Origin of the sequence: Phytopseudomonas dryadis (assembly GCF_004327355.1) — a bacterium.
Lineage (GTDB): Bacteria > Pseudomonadota > Gammaproteobacteria > Pseudomonadales > Pseudomonadaceae > Aquipseudomonas > Aquipseudomonas dryadis.
On record NZ_QJUM01000014.1, the window covers coordinates 58199 to 73866 of the forward strand.

A 15668-nucleotide genomic window follows, 5' to 3' on the forward strand; every position below is an offset into this window, starting at 1 on the left:
GCTTGAAGCTTGAAGCTAGCTTCAGGCTGGCACCACACGCACCCACCAGCGCGTGCGCTCGACGATCCTCACGGGTAGCAGGTGGCTGATGTTGCGCAGCATCACATCGGGCTCGTCCAGGCGGAAAACCCCGGAAAGATGCAGATCGGCGACCGCCGTATCGCAGCCCAGCCAGCCCTGCCGGTAGCGCCCGGCCTCGGCCAGGAAATCGACCAGGCGGATATCGCTGACCACCAGCAGACCGCGCGTCCAGGCGAAGGCGTCCAGCGGCCCCTTGCCGAGCGGCGTGATGCCGGTCGCCGATACCCCCACGCCTTCGCCTGCCAGCAAGCGCCGCCGGCCGGTCGTGGTGGAAACCTGTGCCTCGCCACGCTGGACGCGAATCTCGCTGTAATCGTCATGCTCGCGCAGCAACACGCTGGCGTTACGGCCCTCGCATGCGGCGAAACGGCAACGTACGCGCCACTCGGCACCCTCCACCAACACTTCGCCGGCACGCAGCAGCAGGTCGCGCCCCTGTACGTCCAGGGCACTGCCAGTGTTGAGCAGCACCTCGGCGCCATCGCCGAGGCCGACTCGACGGCGTTCCCCGGTGGCCGTGGCAAAGTCGGCATGCCAGGCCGGCGGTGTCTGGGTGGCCAGCAGCGTCGCACTTCCCACGGCCAGGCCGAGGCCGAGCAGTTTCAGCGCGCGTCGACGGCTCACGTCGGCTTCGGCACGTTGCAACAGGGGGATGGTTTGCGCGGCATCGGGCAACTGGCTGGCCTGGAACAGCCCGCCCATCTGCTGCAGGCGTTGCCAGGCCAGTCGATGGCGCGCGTCGTGGCGCAGCCAGTCCTGCAACTGCCGATTCAGTTCGGCGTTCCCGGCATTGGCGCGCAAGCGCATCTGCCACTCGATGGCCGCGCAGACAATGGACTCCGGCAGACGCTCGGCGGCGTTCACTGCGGCGCCTCGAAACACAGGCGATAACAGTGCAGCAGGGCGCTCGCCACGTGCCGCTCGACGGTGCGGCTGGAAACGCCCAACTCCAGGGCCACCTGCGCATGGTTCAGACCACCGAGCTGATACAGCAGAAAGGCCTCGCGCACGACCGGCTTGAGGCCCTCGAGCAACTGGGCGATGCGCTCCAGGCACTGCAGCGCCTCATGGCGAACCTCTGGCGAGGGATGGCTGGGTTCGGGCAACTGCGCCAGTGCCTCGAGATAGGCACGCTCCAACGCATCGCGCCGCCAGTGGTCGATCACCAGGCCGCGGGCGATACGCGCCAGCAAGGCACGCGGCGCCCGATTGCTGATCGGCCGGCCACGCACCAGCAAGCGCACAAAGGTGTCCTGGGCCAGATCCGCCGCCTGCTGCGAACAGCCGAGCGAACGCCGCAGCCAGCCCTGCAGCCAGCCGTGGTGCGTGCCGTACAGGACATCGAGCGGAACGATGGAATCCGTTTCAGGTAGCGACATGGACGCCCCCCAAGGCCGACAAGTGCGAAGAACGCCATGAACGAGCCTGGCGACCGCGCACATTATTCGCGAATCGTTCTTATTACAACTGTTAGCGAATACCAGTCGACAGGCTGGCCCTGAAACGTCGAGTTTTACGCGCCCGAACCGATCACGCGCCTCGATGCCCGCGGATGGTAGAGGAGTCACTGCTAATATATGATCCGTATATGTTTCATATATCAGGAGGACTCATGGGCATCGTCAATATCGAGGATGAGCTGCACGACCAGATCCGCAAGGCGAGCAGCGTATCGTGCCGCTCGATCAACGCTCAGGCCGGCTTCTGGATTCGCATCGGCATGTTGTGCGAAATGAACCCGACGCTGAGCTTCAACGAGGTGATCGCGGCAGAACTGCGCGCCGCCGGTGTGGTGGTTCCGCCTCGCGGGGTGGAGGCGGTATGACCAAACAGCCGGAAGAAATCGCCCTGCTGGCGGAATCCGGCAGGTTGCTGGCATCGGTATTCGGCTACCTGGATCGACTCGGCCTGCTCGGCATGTCGACCCTGCAGGTCAATGACCTGGTGGACAACTTCATCGTCCAGCAGCTCGAGGCCCGCCCCGCCAGCAAAGGGCAGTACGGTTATGCCTACGCCCTGAACGCCTCGCGCAACGAGGTGGTGTGCCACGGCGTGCCCAGCGCCTCGGAAATCCTGCAGAGCGGCGATCTGGTGAACTTCGATATCACCCTGGAGAAGAACGGCTATATCGCCGACTCCAGCAAGACCTACCTGATCGGCGACGTTTCGCCCCAGGCCCGGCAGCTCGCCACGATCACCTATGAGGCGATGTGGAAAGGCATCCAAGCCGTGCGCCCCGGCGGCCGCCTGGGCGATATCGGCCACGCCATCGAAAGACACGCCCGCGCCCACGGCTATTCGGTGGTTCGCGAGTATTGCGGCCACGGTATCGGCCGAGAAATGCACGAGCCGCCGGAGGTGTTGCACTGGGGCAAGCCGAAGACCGGCCTGACCCTGCGCGAAGGCATGGTCTTCACCATCGAGCCCATGCTCAACCAGGGCCAGGCTGGCGTACGCACACTACGTGATGGCTGGACGGTGGTGACCCGCGACGGCAGGCTATCGGCGCAGTCCGAACACACCGTGGCGGTAACCGCCGATGGCGTGCGGGTGTTGACGCTGCGTCCCGAGGAACGCCAGCGGGTTTCAGATGCTGTTCAGGAATGAGGACTCCCTTGCGGAGCGCTTCAGGTAGCTCGAAAGGAGCAGCGCGCGTACGTCATTCACACCCTTTGGCAAGTCATCCAACGTCGCGTACTCGGCACGGGCGCCTCCGCAGTACAGCCCGCCAATCTGATCACTTGCTCCGTCAGAATGCTCATAGTTCGCCCAGTCCTCGGTGAAATGCAACAAGTGGATGCGCAGCAGGTTTCCAGCGGATACGGCGGTCGGCCATTGCCAGCCTTGGGAGAGAACGCTTCGATCAGTTCCAAAGCCCGGCCCATGGCACTACTTTCCAGCTCCGTCATCAAAGCACTCGTGCCGGATCTGTTTGCGTTTGCCGGCGTACTCAGCGTCGGAAAAACTCATCCGGGTCATTCGGTGGGGCTCATGTTGAGGGATTGTGGTGGTGTCATTTGAAGAAGGAAAGAATATTCCTCTGTGTTCCTTCACTTTCTTTTCCTGCAAGAATCTCAGTCATTGAGATGAGCTTGGATAGCGTTCCATCAAAAAACAGGATGGAGTTGATATGGCTTTCAAACCAAGCTTTGCGATCCTTTAGATAGGTTATGCTGTTCTTGATATCAATTATGGCCTGTGCATTGGCCACTCTCATGTTTCGGGTGTCAAAAAGAAGTACTTGCATTATTGTCGGGGCCATTTTTCTTTTTCGATTGGTTATTTCTTCATGGATGCTTTGCTTTCCAAATTTTTTATCCGTCCAGAATGTATCGCTCATGTAGGTTTTGAAGTTCTTTGCTCGTGGTGTCTTCAGTTCGATGGCGTAAATTACACGATTTCGCAACACAAAATAGTCTGGGTAGGTTACAAGTCCCGACGTGAAGTATCCATCTGTATAGACTACTTCCAGGCGGCCAATACCGTGCCTTTCGCCCGTGTCTATAGCACGTGTTGTATAAGAGTTGGTAGCCATGATACCGGGCTCTGGAATAGTCGCGTCGGGAACGTCTATGGCGCCTTTTTTATAGTCTCTGAAATTCAAGTCTCTGGCCAGAAACGCGAATCCAGATGTTTGCAGGTGGATATACAGGTTTTCTTGGGAGTCGCTTTCCTGAAGGAGCCTATGCTGAAGGGAAAGCTCAGCGTCCTGTTCCTTGAACTCTTCCACACTGCTTGAAAATGAACTCTCTGGTGGGGGAAGGTCTTCTAAGGTTGGCCTGGTGGCGTACAGTCGACCATGTATGTCTATGGGATTTGTCGAGTCAATTATCAGGACCACGGGCATTTTGGATAGGGACGGTGGCTCGGCGGTGGGAGAGGATTTAATGATTTTGAGTTTGCATACAGAGCACCAGGCTTTACCCCATTCGGATTCAATTATTTTTTCGTCGCTTGCACACCAGTGGCCGGATTGGCATTGATAGAAGTGTGTCATTTCCTAACACCCGATAGTGATTAAGCTGGGTTCGGCTATCCCGTCTCCGGTGTGAGTGTAGTGGAATAATGGATGTGCGCATGGGCTTGGAAGTCTCGTATTTCAGACCCTTGCGCTAATACTTCGCGGATCTGCTCTTTGGACTGCAGGCAAATCGCGCATAGACGCGGAGTGGAGGCCGACAGGCCGGTTATCGAGGAAAACCACACAGCCGACCTGCGATGCGCTCGGGCTGAGTCGTAGGACAATGCGCTGGCAGATACCCATGTGTCGCCCAGTTGAAGCACTACCTGACGGAGGCATCTCGGTTCGACAAACTCAAGAGAAATTACAAAAACGGGGTAACCATGGCATATGCCTTCCCCTGGCTACCCCATGTGAAGCGGCAACAGACCCTAGCCCAAACAGAAACCATTGTAAAAACAGTTCGTTATGTAGTTTTTAAAACTATGTTCCTTCGTGCCTATCTCTAGACTCTCCAATTGTGGGGTGAAAATAAAGTTTCATCCTAAAGTATCGAAAAAAGAGCTGGAAATGGAAATTTTGCCAGTTAAAGAATCATCTTAAAAACTCAAGCACGCACAATTCGGATGAAAAATTTGAAAATAAAGAATCATCCTAATGGGCCATGATGTAAAACCGCTACCGCGCCTCGAAAATTCTCCGCGCTACCGGTCCATACGTCGTGATCACCTGCTCGATGCCGTCCTGATCATCAAAACGCAACCCATCCTCGATCTCGAAAAAAGCTTTTTGCTCGGCTTCCCACTGAGCGATCTTGGCCGCGTCCGGCTGAGCTTTTTTGCTTTCGCTGTAAATCCATTCAGCGCGAACAGCCATTAGGAACCCAAGAACCTCTTGTGCAGCTTCAAAACGCGCCAAACGCTCGGTCGTAGTCATGATCAGACCTCCTATCAACGCAAACGCACAGTCTGAGAGTTGTTCATCACGCCCCATAACGATCCATGTCAGGTAATACGTTCACACACCGATTGCTTGATACGGCTTCCTTCGCTTCCAGCGTAACGGCCAGGACGTAGAGGCTGACACTGTTGAGATGGCAGTCGCATCTTTTTTAAGTAGCGCGGAAATGCAAGGCTCACCATCGTCAAAGCCCAGATCTGCGCCTGAGGTACAACCAACCGCCGCCAGATCTTTGAGGAAGACCCCTTTAAATCGATCACACAAAGGCTGCGGCCACCCCAGCAGCCATGTTTGCGGCAAACACTCTGAGAGCTCCCGTCCTGGAAATTAGACGGCTCTCGATCTGAATGCCCACGATTTGCACCGCATCCACCACAACCTTTTCAAAGACCATGCACGTACCTGCGGGCTGCGGGACAGCACCTGGTTGTGCGGGATAGGCCAGAACCACCAAGTTGCATCCAGTGGCTTTGGAGAAGGCTAGTGCTTCGTAAATGTCGGCTTCACTGATGCGAAGCTGTCCCTTCTCCACGTGCCCCTTATACTTGGCATCCAGCAGCATTCTAGGCCTTGTTCCATCGGGTTCAATCACGCAGTCTGGGTACACTGAAAGCTTGCTCACAGCACCAGTGCTCATCCTGATCTTGGTACCCAAGGGATAGCCTTGTTGGGGCACTACGGCACTACGACCAAAGCCCAATCGTGCAGCCACCGTTAATAGATCCTCCCACACGCGCCAGGTATTCACTAAGTAACCAGGTGCATGGGCCTGCCCCTGCTTGTAGTTAAGTCCCAGGCCTCCGAGCACATCGATAGACAGCTCATGCAGCGGCTTCCACGCTCGGTGCCGTGCAGGAATGGTGTTTCGACGATTAGCAGCTACGTTCTGAGGCGAAAGGTCTTCAATCAAACGCACCAGCGAACTTGCAGCCGATGGGTCACTTACTTCAGGGAGTAACTCCTTGGCCGCTGCCACGATGTCCCCGTTCCAACCGTTCTTGCGATCAAAACGAATGAGCTCTTGCTCAAAGCCATCAGGTGAAGGAAAGATGAGCTCTACCGGATCAGGATCCCCATCTATGAAGAAGTCTGCTTCACGCACCCTACGATAGCTGCGTAGTGGCCGACGTTTACGGGCCTCGTACATGCTCGTGATGGAACGAGCTACTAGCGTAGACAAGTCCCTTGGAGTACCACCTGATGCCGATAAACGCTCGGAAGCCAAGAGCCGCCCGTGACGTGAAAGCGTGGAGAGGAAAAAGAAATCCTCGCGCCATGCAGCATCGGTGTCGTCGAGCCCCAAAAACTTGGGAGCAACTTCCAGTTCCAGTGAAGGAGCCAGGCGAATGAGGCCCGCAAAATCGATGGCACGTGTGCCCTTGGCATCCACACTGATAGGGTTGTAGTTGAGCCTCAGGCTCGACGCAGCACGGGTCCCAGCCTCCAATAAAAGGCTGTTGGCCTTCGTGCGATCCACCCCAATGGCATCAGCAATCACACGGCTCAGGTCAACGGGTGTACCGTACTCAACAAGGGACAGCCGTGTTCGGGGATTAACCACTTGCTACCCCCTAGGATGGGCAAATGCCCTGAGAGCCGCGTAAATATTGTTCTCAGCAAAATTCGTGGGCCCTTCAAGACGAAAGCGCAAATCATCCGCAAAGGTCGTTTCGGTGAGCCTGAACGGATTAAAGGCTGGCCCATCGAGCGCATTAAGAGCCGCAGCGATACCTCGGGTGTCCCCGAAGAACACCTCTTCCACGTGTGCGCGCACCTTGGCCCACCCTACACACAACGTGCCCAAAGCTTCATTAAGGCCCAATGTTTGCGGCTTCACATCCGACATCAGCACGCCATGTCCGATCTGAAATTCGGGGCCACGCCCCAGAGCAATTTGCGCATTTACAGCAACCCAGGCACTAACCGAAGCCTCCAAGGCATCGTTCACGCTGGCAGGCACATCAGGCAATGCATTGGCACCCTTGGCACCCAGACCATAAAACGTCCGCAAAGCCGCTTCATCGGGCTCCAAACGCAGAGGCTCCCAACGACGCAAGAACGCGACGTCCAAGGGTTCCACAGACGCATCGGCCTGATTCATCGCTGCCAGGATGTAGAGATCATGGGGCAATGCGTACTCGACCACATCACCCGAGGCGGGGTCGAGCATTTCAAAGAACTGCGTTTCGGCACGTTTGGCACCATCAGAGGCCAAGCGTTTGTCGGACTCAATGGCCACGATGGCACCACCGAACGCCTGCACTGCAGGACCTCGGTTAATCTCATCGATAATCAAGAGCGCTGCCCCATTGGCACCCTTCGCATGCTCACTGGCACGGTACAGAGTGCCCTTCACGATGGTGAAGTCTGGGGCTCCTGCTTGCCTGTTCACTGCTGGAGTGATGCCCGACACAAAGTCGCGGTATTTGGAGTTCTGGTGAAACACCGTCCGAAAGACTTTACGATCCACTTTGGTTGGGGCTGGAATACCCTTCAATACACCTACGGCGGGCGGAATAGGAATTCTCCCTACAGGATTTAGATTGGGGGCACCACCACTAGTAGCAACCCCAAATGCAGACTGAAATGCTAGAGCCACCTCTGCTAGCAACTTTGACTTGCCTGTACCTGGCGCACCACTAATCAATACGTTTCTAGAACGAGCAAGAAGACCTAAAACACGTAGGCAATCAGCAGAGAAACTAGCGGCCATTGCAGTAGCTTCCACCACTCATAAAGTCAAAGAAACCAATGACGGCTTGATCGACCCTACGCTGGGCGTCAATACAATCCAGCATTTTCTGTGCAACCTGGGGATCCCACAAACCCGCAGTGCGCAAGGTTTGTTCTTCTGCATAGAACGGCCAGACAGTGTCATCCAGCAATTGAATCAAGAGCAGAAAAACACGATTGTTGTATGTCGGCGTTGGCATTAGTGCAGTTGAAAGGCAAGGTTGCTCATGCACGCGAGTAATTCTTCCCTCTGCCGGTCGAGCATCCGTTGGGGGCTCGAAATAAGAATTAGCGCCAAGAACATTTCCCGTTCTATCTCTCCAATAAAACGTGCCCGAATAGATATTTGTAGGTGTCGGCACACCGCTTCGACGGCGGGTTTCTACAACCTGATTTGGGAACATTTTCATGACAATCGCAGCGATGCTTGGATAAGAGCCAAAGCGGAAGTCCCGTGCCCCCCCTCCCGTGTCAGCATCATTGGATTCTGCATGAATCTTTCGAAGATCCCCTGGTACTATCTCCTTGTAAAGGATGCGCGCGACTTGCCCCATACCATTAGCCATATGTTTTAATCTCCCCTGTTTCAGATTCTTCGTCCACTAGAGCCAATTCTGAGGGCACATAAGCCACTGCCCCCAGCTCACGTGCATCCATCGCACGGCGCAACCAAAAAGTAGACCGATCTCCTGTGCGTTTTGCCACTGCAGCCAAAACACTGTCTCGTGTAATCGTAGATTCTTTTTCCCCTGGCAATGCTATTTGGCCTCGATCCAAAATTGGAAAGTCTTGGAGCACCAATTCCATATCCTTCAAGTCCAGCCCATATGCCACAGCCACTTCGGCATCAATTTCTCCGCGAAGCTGTGCCATGCGCTCATAGGTTTCACGAGCGCTCCCTGCACTATCCAGCGAGTGTAGTTCGCGCGCTGCGCTTACCAGCTTTGTCCATGGCAAGCCATATTTGGTCAGTTTGGGCATGGGCACGCTTTGCAGCAAGAAGTAGTTCACCGTCGTGGTGAGCACGCGCCGAAGCATCCAGTCAAAAACAAAACTATTGGCGATGGACACCCACACCAGCAGCCGTTCTTCCGATGGATCCTCTGGGAAAAGGATCGTGGGCACCTTATTGCCACAGACCACCCCGGCGGGAATTAAGGAGGCCATAAGCGAGCGCTCATTGGTCTGACCCGCAATGTCGCAAAAGCCCACACGCAGCATGTCCACACGATGCTGGTTAGCACGGGGCATGTCGGAGGGGTAAATCCAAAACTGGGGGGCAAGGCGTGAGCCTCCGATGGCATAGGCCTCCCACAATGCACTGCGACCAGTGCCAGACACGTGCCCTTTTACACCAAAGCGATGTGCCTGCACCATTCGACCCTCCACCAGTGGCAGAGCGCCAGGCGTGGCACGCCCTAGGAACTTCGGACGCTCCTTGGTCATATCAACTTCACGGCAAAACTTCGGGGTCCAGCCATAACCAGGCTCTTCCCACGAAACACCTGCTTGTCCGATCTTTGAGAAGAGCTTCCACTCAGACACGCTACGAACCTCGGGCAGGCTCAAATCGTCCCGAACCCCCGCAAGTGCTGCACGCCCAATGGTCGCAGTTCCCGTAATCTCCAAGCCCGTAGGGGTGCCCCGCTCGTGCATGAGGGTGATGGGTTCACGCTTGCTCTTTTCAGAGCCAGCCTTCGTGAGAGCCACAGCCAGGAACTTAAAGCGCGTGTCGATGGCAAAGAACCGTGCACGGTTATCGATGATCGACATGGATACGCTTTGGCTCGCATCAAAAATTTTCTGCCGCATGGCGCGGGTACCTTGCGAGCGAATGAGCCCACCAGGGATCAGTGCAGCCACCACACCCTGCCCTTTGCAGAGCTCAAAGAAGAGGTCAGTGAAAGCGATGTAGAGGTCTGGCTCTCCATTGCCCAAATCGGGATAGCGAGCCAACAGGCGACGCGAGTAGTTCGCTACCTCATCGCGCTGCTGGGCAAACCGCTCTTCATCAAGCCCATGAATTTGGGCCCCGTAGTGGCGCTTGGTGCCTGAGGACTTCAAGAATTCGTGCCGTGAGAGTTTGACCTTTTCCCATGGTGGGTTGCCGATCACCGCATCAAAACCCTCAGGAGCCATGGCAGCCCAGACCTTGCGATCTGCCATCAAGCTATCGCCACAGTACCAACGTGCACGCATAGCTTTAAGAGTCGATACATCATCAGTGAACGAAGCAAGTGCAAGCAGTGCCGCACGCAAAGAGTTGCCCGAAAGATCCGCTGCACACACACCGTGAGCCAACCAATACGCCGTCTTGGCTCGATCCATCCCACACACTGCGTGGGTCAGCGCTGCCAGCAAAACTCCTGCACCGCAGGCTGGATCAATCACCTTACTCCTATGTGAGAGCTTGGGGGCGGCGAGCTTCGCCAGTCGTGTAGCCAAGCGAAAGTCCGTATGGTAGGCGCCCGTGCTTTTTCGATCCTGCTCATGCAAGGCTTCACGCGCCAGGACACTCAGTGCCAAAGCAGGGTGAATCGGTGAACGCTCGATAGCACTTGCCACAGGTGCCGCAAGTTCCAAGAGCTCTGCTGCTGGGCTCTTGCTTCTAACCCCAAAAGCCTCGTGAAACGCCGCCAAGTCAAATCCACCAAAACGCGCTGACACTGCCTCCAAAACTTGAAGCCGAAGCTCAAAGCTGGCAGGACCATGACCTCTACCAATAGCCTTTGTGAGAGCTGCTTCTGCTGAGGCCAGATACTCCGCTTCAACGGGGCGAGGTGCGCTCATGCATAGCTCTCCACGAGGATGGGCTTAATGGCTTTAACAGCCTTGGGTTGAGCTTTGGGCAGCTGTACCGTAGGCCGCTCCACCACCACCAAAAATTCGCTCACGTCAGAAGCAGTGCTACTAGCCACCTTGTTGGGACGGTAGCGGCCAATGGCTCCCAGGGGATGCATCGTGGACGTGCCGATTTTCGAGAGCTCAGACTTAATGTCTTGCATGCAGATGTGCCCTTCACTGCTGTACGAGAGCAGCACCTTTTGAGCCTTCAAGCCATGCACCAGGCGTGAGAGCGTTTGCAGAGCACGGGTCTTGTAGCAAAAATCTGAAGCCAAGCTTTTCCAAGGACGAAGCCCTGCAACCCCCTCCACCTCGGGCTCATCACCCAGAGCTACCGTTTCAAGGATGTGGTAATAGCTCGCGTACTGACGCTTTGTGTATGGGGGATCCAAATAAACTAAGTCATGCGCCGCATTGGGCACGTCGAACACATCACCCACAGAGGCCTCAACATGCACGCCTCTCTTTTTGAGAACACGGCAGCGCATAGAGATTATGTCTTGCGATTGGCTTGTCCACTTGGAGAGGAAGCAGCCAAAAGTGCCAGCGATGTTGGCCACCCTATTTAAAGCACCAAATAGGTCTGCGATGAGCAGGCGCTCTTCTACCTCATCAATAGTGCCAGCCCCCGCCCAATCGGCAATCAGCGCCCGCATAGCATCGATTCGTGCTGCATTTTCTTGCGTGAAGTAGCGTCGCTCAAGGCCACAGGTGTCCACCGATGCAGGGCTGTACTCGCGCCACATAAAGCCATGCTTGGGCTTGGCAGCATTGAGTTTGGTGATGGCCTTGGTGTAGCCACCTAGCTTCTTAAAAGCCGCTTGATCAGCACTGATTAACCGTGCCCCTGCAGAAATCACCGCAGAGTGCAAACTGTCGTTGATACGCACGTCCCATCCCAGATCAGCAGCGGCCTCAGCCACCACTCCCGTGCCACAGAAAGCGTCCACAAAGAAGGCACCCTGTTTAGGGTGCCCCATGTAGGTCGTTATCTGATCAATAAGCCTGGACTTTGAACCAATGTAGCGGAAGGTCATGCTGCTGCTCCCACGTGCGCTTTGCGGTCTGCACGCGCCCGTTTGGGAGCAGGAGGATTCGTTTTTTTGCCCGGAAAGATGATGCCATTGCGGTCGCAGTAGTCACACAGCAGCACTTCTAGCATGTTGACCATACTGCGCTGTTCGTGGTCTGCAACCTCCTTCAAGACCTTCTTGAAGGTCGGAGAGACTCGCAGGTTCAGGGTTTCGCTCTTGGTGTCGGTAAATCGCATAGGGTGGTGCCCCGCAAATGTCTGTGCAATTGCGTTAGTGTACATACATCCAGCATTTTTTCCTCCTCAGAGATTCAGAAAAATTCTAACCCCCTCGAAGACTGCGAATCTCTGAGCATCGTGACTGGTCAATTTCACTAACTCTTTTAGATCAGCGCAGCGCGTATCCGCTGCTTCCAATCGGCCGATCTGTTCTGATTAACGCCAGATGGATCATCCTTGGGGTGGTGTACCGACTGCAAAGGCTCACAGTACTTCGCCATTGTGCTCGGCCAGCCGTTCAATGTCTGGAGACCTTCGCTTACGGCAGTGCGCGTAATAGCAGGATCGGGGGACTTCAAATACCGAGCACAACAGATCAACCGGCTCTTCAGCACGAAATTGATCAATCAACGCGAACGCTCGTGCTCCTCGGCCATCAAGAGCGCGGTGGCCTTTTTAAGGATCGATTTTTCCCGTTCCAGCCGATTGATCCTGGCTTCCAGTTCCTGGATCTTTTGCTGCTCGGGCGTCAGCGCTTTGCTGGTCGGGGTAACGCCCTTTCGCTCCTCTTGGAGCTGGTTTACCCATCGGCGCAGAGCCGACTCAACCAGCCCGAGCGAACGGGCTGCTTCGATATGGCTGTAGCCCTGGTCGAGCACCAGGCTGGCTGCTTCGCGCTTGAACTCAGTGGAAAAGGAACGACGTTGTTTGGTCATCAGACACCTCTCTTATGGCGAGCATTCTCGCCTTAAATGGGTGTCCGGGTTTAGTAGACCACTACATGCTGCCGGGCAGGCGGTGGGAACGACCCAGCGAGGATACCTCCCTGGTGTAGATGAACGGCTTGTAGTCCGATCCTTGGCCTTGGCCACGGCCCTCCTTGAGCCTTCTATCGATCTGGGCCTGGGTCAGGCTCTTGAATGTTCCAGACATGAGAAAGCCAGCACCCGTTGTGTCGATGATCTCAACATAACGGGTGCTGGATTAGGATGAAACTTTTGTAAGGATGATGCATTATTTGTACAGATGAAACTTTATTTTCATCCCACAAATCATCATGTTTTCCAAGCGCTATCACTCGACAGTGACCGACTTGGCCAGGTTGCGCGGCTGGTCGACATCGGTGCCGCGCAGCACGGCCACGTGGTAGGACAGCAGCTGCAACGGCAGGGTATAGAGAATCGGCGCCAGGGCATCGTGGATATGCGGCATGTTCACCACGTGGGTGCCTTCACCATTGCTCATGGCCGCCTGCTCGTCGGCGAACACCAGCAGCTCGCCGCCACGGGCGCGCACCACCTGCAGGTTGGACTTGAGCTTGTCCAGCAGCTCGTTGTTCGGCGCGATGGTGACCACTGGCATATCGGCATCCACCAGGGCCAGCGGGCCGTGCTTGAGTTCGCCGGCCGGATAGGCCTCGGCGTGGATATAGGAGATCTCCTTGAGCTTGAGCGCGCCTTCCATGGCTACCGGGTATTGCGCGCCGCGGCCGAGGAACAGGGTGTGGTGCTTCTCGGCGAACAGTTCGGAGACCTTCTCCACGATCTTGTCCATGGCCAGGGCTTCGTCCAGGCGGGCCGGCAGGCGACGCAGTTCTTCCACCAGTTCGGCGGCCACGCCCTCTTCCAGGGTGCCTTTGACCTGGCCAAGGGACAGGGTCAGCAGCATCAGGCCGACCAGTTGGGTGGTGAAGGCCTTGGTCGAGGCCACGCCGATCTCCGGGCCGGCGTGGGTCAACAGGGTCAGATCGGACTCGCGCACCAGCGAGCTGATACCAACGTTGCAGATCGCCAGGCTGGCCAGGTAGCCGCCGTCGGCCTTGGCGTTGCGCAGGGCGGCCAGGGTATCGGCGGTTTCGCCGGACTGGGAAATGCTGACGAACAGCGTATCCGGCTGTACCGCCACCCTGCGATAGCGGAACTCGCTGGCCACCTCGACCTGGCAGGGAATGCCGGCCAGGCCTTCGAGCCAGTAACGGGCGACCATGCCGGCGTGGTAACTGGTGCCGCAGGCGACGATCTGCACGTTGCGCACCTTGGCGAACAGCTCGGCAGCCTGAGGGCCGAAGGCCTGGACCAGCACCTGATCGCTGCCCAGACGGCCTTCCAGGGTACGCTGCACGACCTTGGGTTGCTCGTGGATCTCCTTGAGCATGAAGTGGCGGAACACGCCCTTGTCGGCCGCGTCGGCGCCTTCGTGGTACTGCACCGCCTCACGCTGCACCACATGGCCATCGGCGTCCCAGATCTGCACGCTGTCGCGGCGGATCTCGGCGATATCGCCCTCTTCCAAGTACATGAAGCGGTCGGTGACCTGGCGCAGGGCGAGCTGGTCGGAGGCGAGGAAGTTCTCGCCCAGGCCCAGGCCGACCACCAGCGGACTGCCACTGCGGGCGGCGAGCAGACGATCCGGCTGGCGCGCGCTGATCACTGCCAGGCCGTAGGCCCCCTGCAACTGCTTGACCACCACTTTCAGGGCGTCGGCCAGATCGCTGTGGCTTTTCAGGGTGTGATCGAGCAGGTGCACGATGACTTCGGTATCGGTATCGGAACTGAAGGTATAACCCAGGCCCTGCAGGCGCTCGCGCAGGGGGCCATGGTTTTCGATGATGCCGTTGTGCACCACGGCCAACTGGTCGCCGGAAAAGTGCGGGTGGGCATTGTTTTCGGTCGGCACGCCATGGGTGGCCCAGCGGGTATGGGCGATGCCCAGACGGCCCGGCAGTGGCTCGCTGGCCAGGGCGCTTTCCAGTTCGCTGACCTTGCCGACGCGGCGGCGGCGCTGCAGCGAGCCCAGATCATCGACCAGCGCCACACCGGCGCTGTCGTAGCCGCGGTACTCCAGGCGCTTGAGGCCCTCGACCAGCACGGCGGTGATGTTGCGTTCGGCGATGGCGCCTACGATGCCACACATAGCGTTCTCCTCAGGTAGCGTCGGCAACCGCGCAGATCAGCTGGATCCCGCGGGCCAAGAGTTGTTCACGTGCCTCGTCGGCAAGGCGCTGGTCGGTGATCAGGGTATGCACGCTGCCCCAGGGCAGCTCGAGGTTGGGAATGCGTCGACCGATCTTGTCGCTCTCGACCATCACGATCACTTCGCGCGCCACTTCGGCCATGACCCGCGACAGACCCAACAGCTCGTTGAAGGTGGTGGTGCCACGCTCCAGGTCGATGCCATCGGCACCGATGAACAACTGGTCGAAATCATAGGAGCGCAACACCTGCTCGGCGACCTGGCCCTGGAAGGATTCCGAATGCGGGTCCCAGGTACCGCCAGTCATCAGCAGCACCGGTTCGTGCTCGATATCGCGCAGGGCATTGGCCACGTTCAGCGAATTGGTCATCACCACCAGGCCCGGCTTGTGCCCCAGTTCGGGGATCATCGCTGCCGTGGTGGTGCCGCTGTCGATGATGATCCGCGCATGCTCGCGAATCCGCGCCACCCCGGCGCGGGCGATGGCCTGCTTGTAGCGCGAAACCGGCTGAGCGCTGTCGACGATCAGTTCCTGGGGCAAGGGCACGGCACCGCCGTAGCGGCGCAGCAGCAGGCCATTCTTTTCCAGGGCGGCGAGATCCTTGCGGATCGTCACCTCGGAGGTGGCGAAACGCCTGGCCAGGGCATCCACACTCACCTCGCCCTGCTCGGCGAGCAAGGCGAGGATGGTATGACGGCGCTGCGGAGTGTTGCGTTTCGACATGCCTAAGTTTCGATTCGAAAGATAATTTCGCGAATCAAAACATAAATAAGCTGCAAGCTGCAAGACGGATGGCCGCCCCCTGCAAGCTGCAAAGGCGTAATCAGGATGCAGGCTAGCTCCACAATCTCGTCAAGCACATT

Annotated in this window: 15 protein-coding genes and 3 pseudogenes; 3 read left to right on the top strand and 15 right to left on the bottom strand. The window is 57.2% G+C overall.

Annotated elements, in window-relative coordinates; all coding sequences use genetic code 11:
• Positions 1 to 21: 21 nt before the first annotated feature.
• Both DNK34_RS13490 and DNK34_RS13495 read right to left on the bottom strand, forming a co-directional pair.
• Positions 22 to 945, bottom strand: coding sequence for a DUF4880 domain-containing protein (locus DNK34_RS13490; protein WP_242675339.1), 924 nt, complete (start codon positions 943 to 945; stop codon positions 22 to 24).
• Complete coding sequence (locus DNK34_RS13495; RefSeq protein ID WP_131176116.1) at positions 942 to 1460, bottom strand: sigma-70 family RNA polymerase sigma factor; 519 nt, start codon at positions 1458 to 1460, stop codon at positions 942 to 944. Before DNK34_RS13495 ends, DNK34_RS13490 begins: the two co-directional genes overlap by 4 nt.
• 233 nt (positions 1461 to 1693) lie before the next feature.
• On the opposite strand from DNK34_RS13495, the gene DNK34_RS13500 reads away from it, so the two are divergent.
• Together DNK34_RS13500 and map are read left to right on the top strand one after the other, a co-directional pair.
• Positions 1694 to 1906 (top strand): ParD-like family protein, encoded by a 213-nt coding sequence (locus tag DNK34_RS13500; RefSeq protein ID WP_131176117.1) that lies wholly within the window; start codon positions 1694 to 1696, stop codon positions 1904 to 1906.
• On the top strand, positions 1903 to 2688 hold the full coding sequence (gene map / locus DNK34_RS13505; protein ID WP_131176118.1) for a type I methionyl aminopeptidase: 786 nt from the start codon (positions 1903 to 1905) through the stop codon (positions 2686 to 2688). The genes DNK34_RS13500 and map overlap by 4 nt, the downstream gene beginning before the upstream one ends.
• A gap of 126 nt (positions 2689 to 2814) precedes the next feature.
• Here the strand turns inward: map and DNK34_RS25715 are convergent.
• Together DNK34_RS25715 and DNK34_RS13510 are read right to left on the bottom strand one after the other, a co-directional pair.
• A pseudogene (locus DNK34_RS25715) lies at positions 2815 to 3060 on the bottom strand (transposase); the annotation flags it as partial.
• Positions 3061 to 3094: 34 nt separating this feature from the next.
• Positions 3095 to 4078: a hypothetical protein gene (locus tag DNK34_RS13510; RefSeq protein ID WP_131176119.1), complete on the bottom strand. Its 984-nt coding sequence runs from the start codon at positions 4076 to 4078 to the stop codon at positions 3095 to 3097.
• Between the two features lie 272 nt (positions 4079 to 4350).
• On the opposite strand from DNK34_RS13510, the pseudogene DNK34_RS13515 reads away from it, so the two are divergent.
• A pseudogene (locus DNK34_RS13515) lies at positions 4351 to 4452 on the top strand (IS5/IS1182 family transposase); the annotation flags it as partial.
• A 268-nt stretch (positions 4453 to 4720) separates the two neighbouring features.
• On the opposite strand, the gene DNK34_RS13520 reads toward DNK34_RS13515, so the two are convergent.
• The 11 genes and pseudogenes from DNK34_RS13520 to DNK34_RS13565 all read right to left on the bottom strand — a co-directional run bounded on the left by DNK34_RS13520 (position 4721) and on the right by DNK34_RS13565 (position 15528).
• A complete protein-coding gene (locus tag DNK34_RS13520) occupies positions 4721 to 4978 on the bottom strand; it encodes a hypothetical protein (RefSeq protein ID WP_131176120.1) in 258 nt (85 codons plus the stop codon).
• A 280-nt stretch (positions 4979 to 5258) separates the two neighbouring features.
• Entirely contained in the window at positions 5259 to 6563 is a 1305-nt protein-coding gene (locus DNK34_RS13525; protein WP_131176121.1) for a 5-methylcytosine restriction system specificity protein McrC, read from the bottom strand.
• Between the two features lie 3 nt (positions 6564 to 6566).
• Complete coding sequence (locus DNK34_RS13530; protein ID WP_131176122.1) at positions 6567 to 7715, bottom strand: AAA family ATPase; 1149 nt, start codon at positions 7713 to 7715, stop codon at positions 6567 to 6569.
• Complete coding sequence (locus DNK34_RS13535) at positions 7705 to 8301, bottom strand: hypothetical protein (protein WP_131176123.1); 597 nt, start codon at positions 8299 to 8301, stop codon at positions 7705 to 7707. Before DNK34_RS13535 ends, DNK34_RS13530 begins: the two co-directional genes overlap by 11 nt.
• Entirely contained in the window at positions 8294 to 10525 is a 2232-nt protein-coding gene (locus tag DNK34_RS13540; RefSeq protein WP_131176124.1) for an Eco57I restriction-modification methylase domain-containing protein, read from the bottom strand. Before DNK34_RS13540 ends, DNK34_RS13535 begins: the two co-directional genes overlap by 8 nt.
• Positions 10522 to 11616 carry a DNA adenine methylase gene (locus DNK34_RS13545; RefSeq protein WP_131176125.1) on the bottom strand — a complete coding sequence of 365 codons (1095 nt, stop codon included), beginning with the start codon at positions 11614 to 11616 and terminating at the stop codon, positions 10522 to 10524. Before DNK34_RS13545 ends, DNK34_RS13540 begins: the two co-directional genes overlap by 4 nt.
• Positions 11613 to 11894: a hypothetical protein gene (locus DNK34_RS13550; protein ID WP_131176126.1), complete on the bottom strand. Its 282-nt coding sequence runs from the start codon at positions 11892 to 11894 to the stop codon at positions 11613 to 11615. The genes DNK34_RS13545 and DNK34_RS13550 overlap by 4 nt, the downstream gene beginning before the upstream one ends.
• A gap of 228 nt (positions 11895 to 12122) precedes the next feature.
• Positions 12123 to 12547, bottom strand: a pseudogene (locus tag DNK34_RS13555) (transposase); the annotation flags it as partial.
• Positions 12548 to 12608: 61 nt separating this feature from the next.
• Positions 12609 to 12764: a hypothetical protein gene (locus tag DNK34_RS25445; RefSeq protein WP_165497319.1), complete on the bottom strand. Its 156-nt coding sequence runs from the start codon at positions 12762 to 12764 to the stop codon at positions 12609 to 12611.
• Positions 12765 to 12905: 141 nt separating this feature from the next.
• On the bottom strand, positions 12906 to 14744 hold the full coding sequence (glmS, locus tag DNK34_RS13560; RefSeq protein WP_131176127.1) for a glutamine--fructose-6-phosphate transaminase (isomerizing): 1839 nt from the start codon (positions 14742 to 14744) through the stop codon (positions 12906 to 12908).
• 10 nt (positions 14745 to 14754) lie between these two features.
• Positions 14755 to 15528 carry a DeoR/GlpR family DNA-binding transcription regulator gene (locus DNK34_RS13565; protein WP_131176128.1) on the bottom strand — a complete coding sequence of 258 codons (774 nt, stop codon included), beginning with the start codon at positions 15526 to 15528 and terminating at the stop codon, positions 14755 to 14757.
• Between the last annotated feature and the right edge of the window lie 140 nt (positions 15529 to 15668).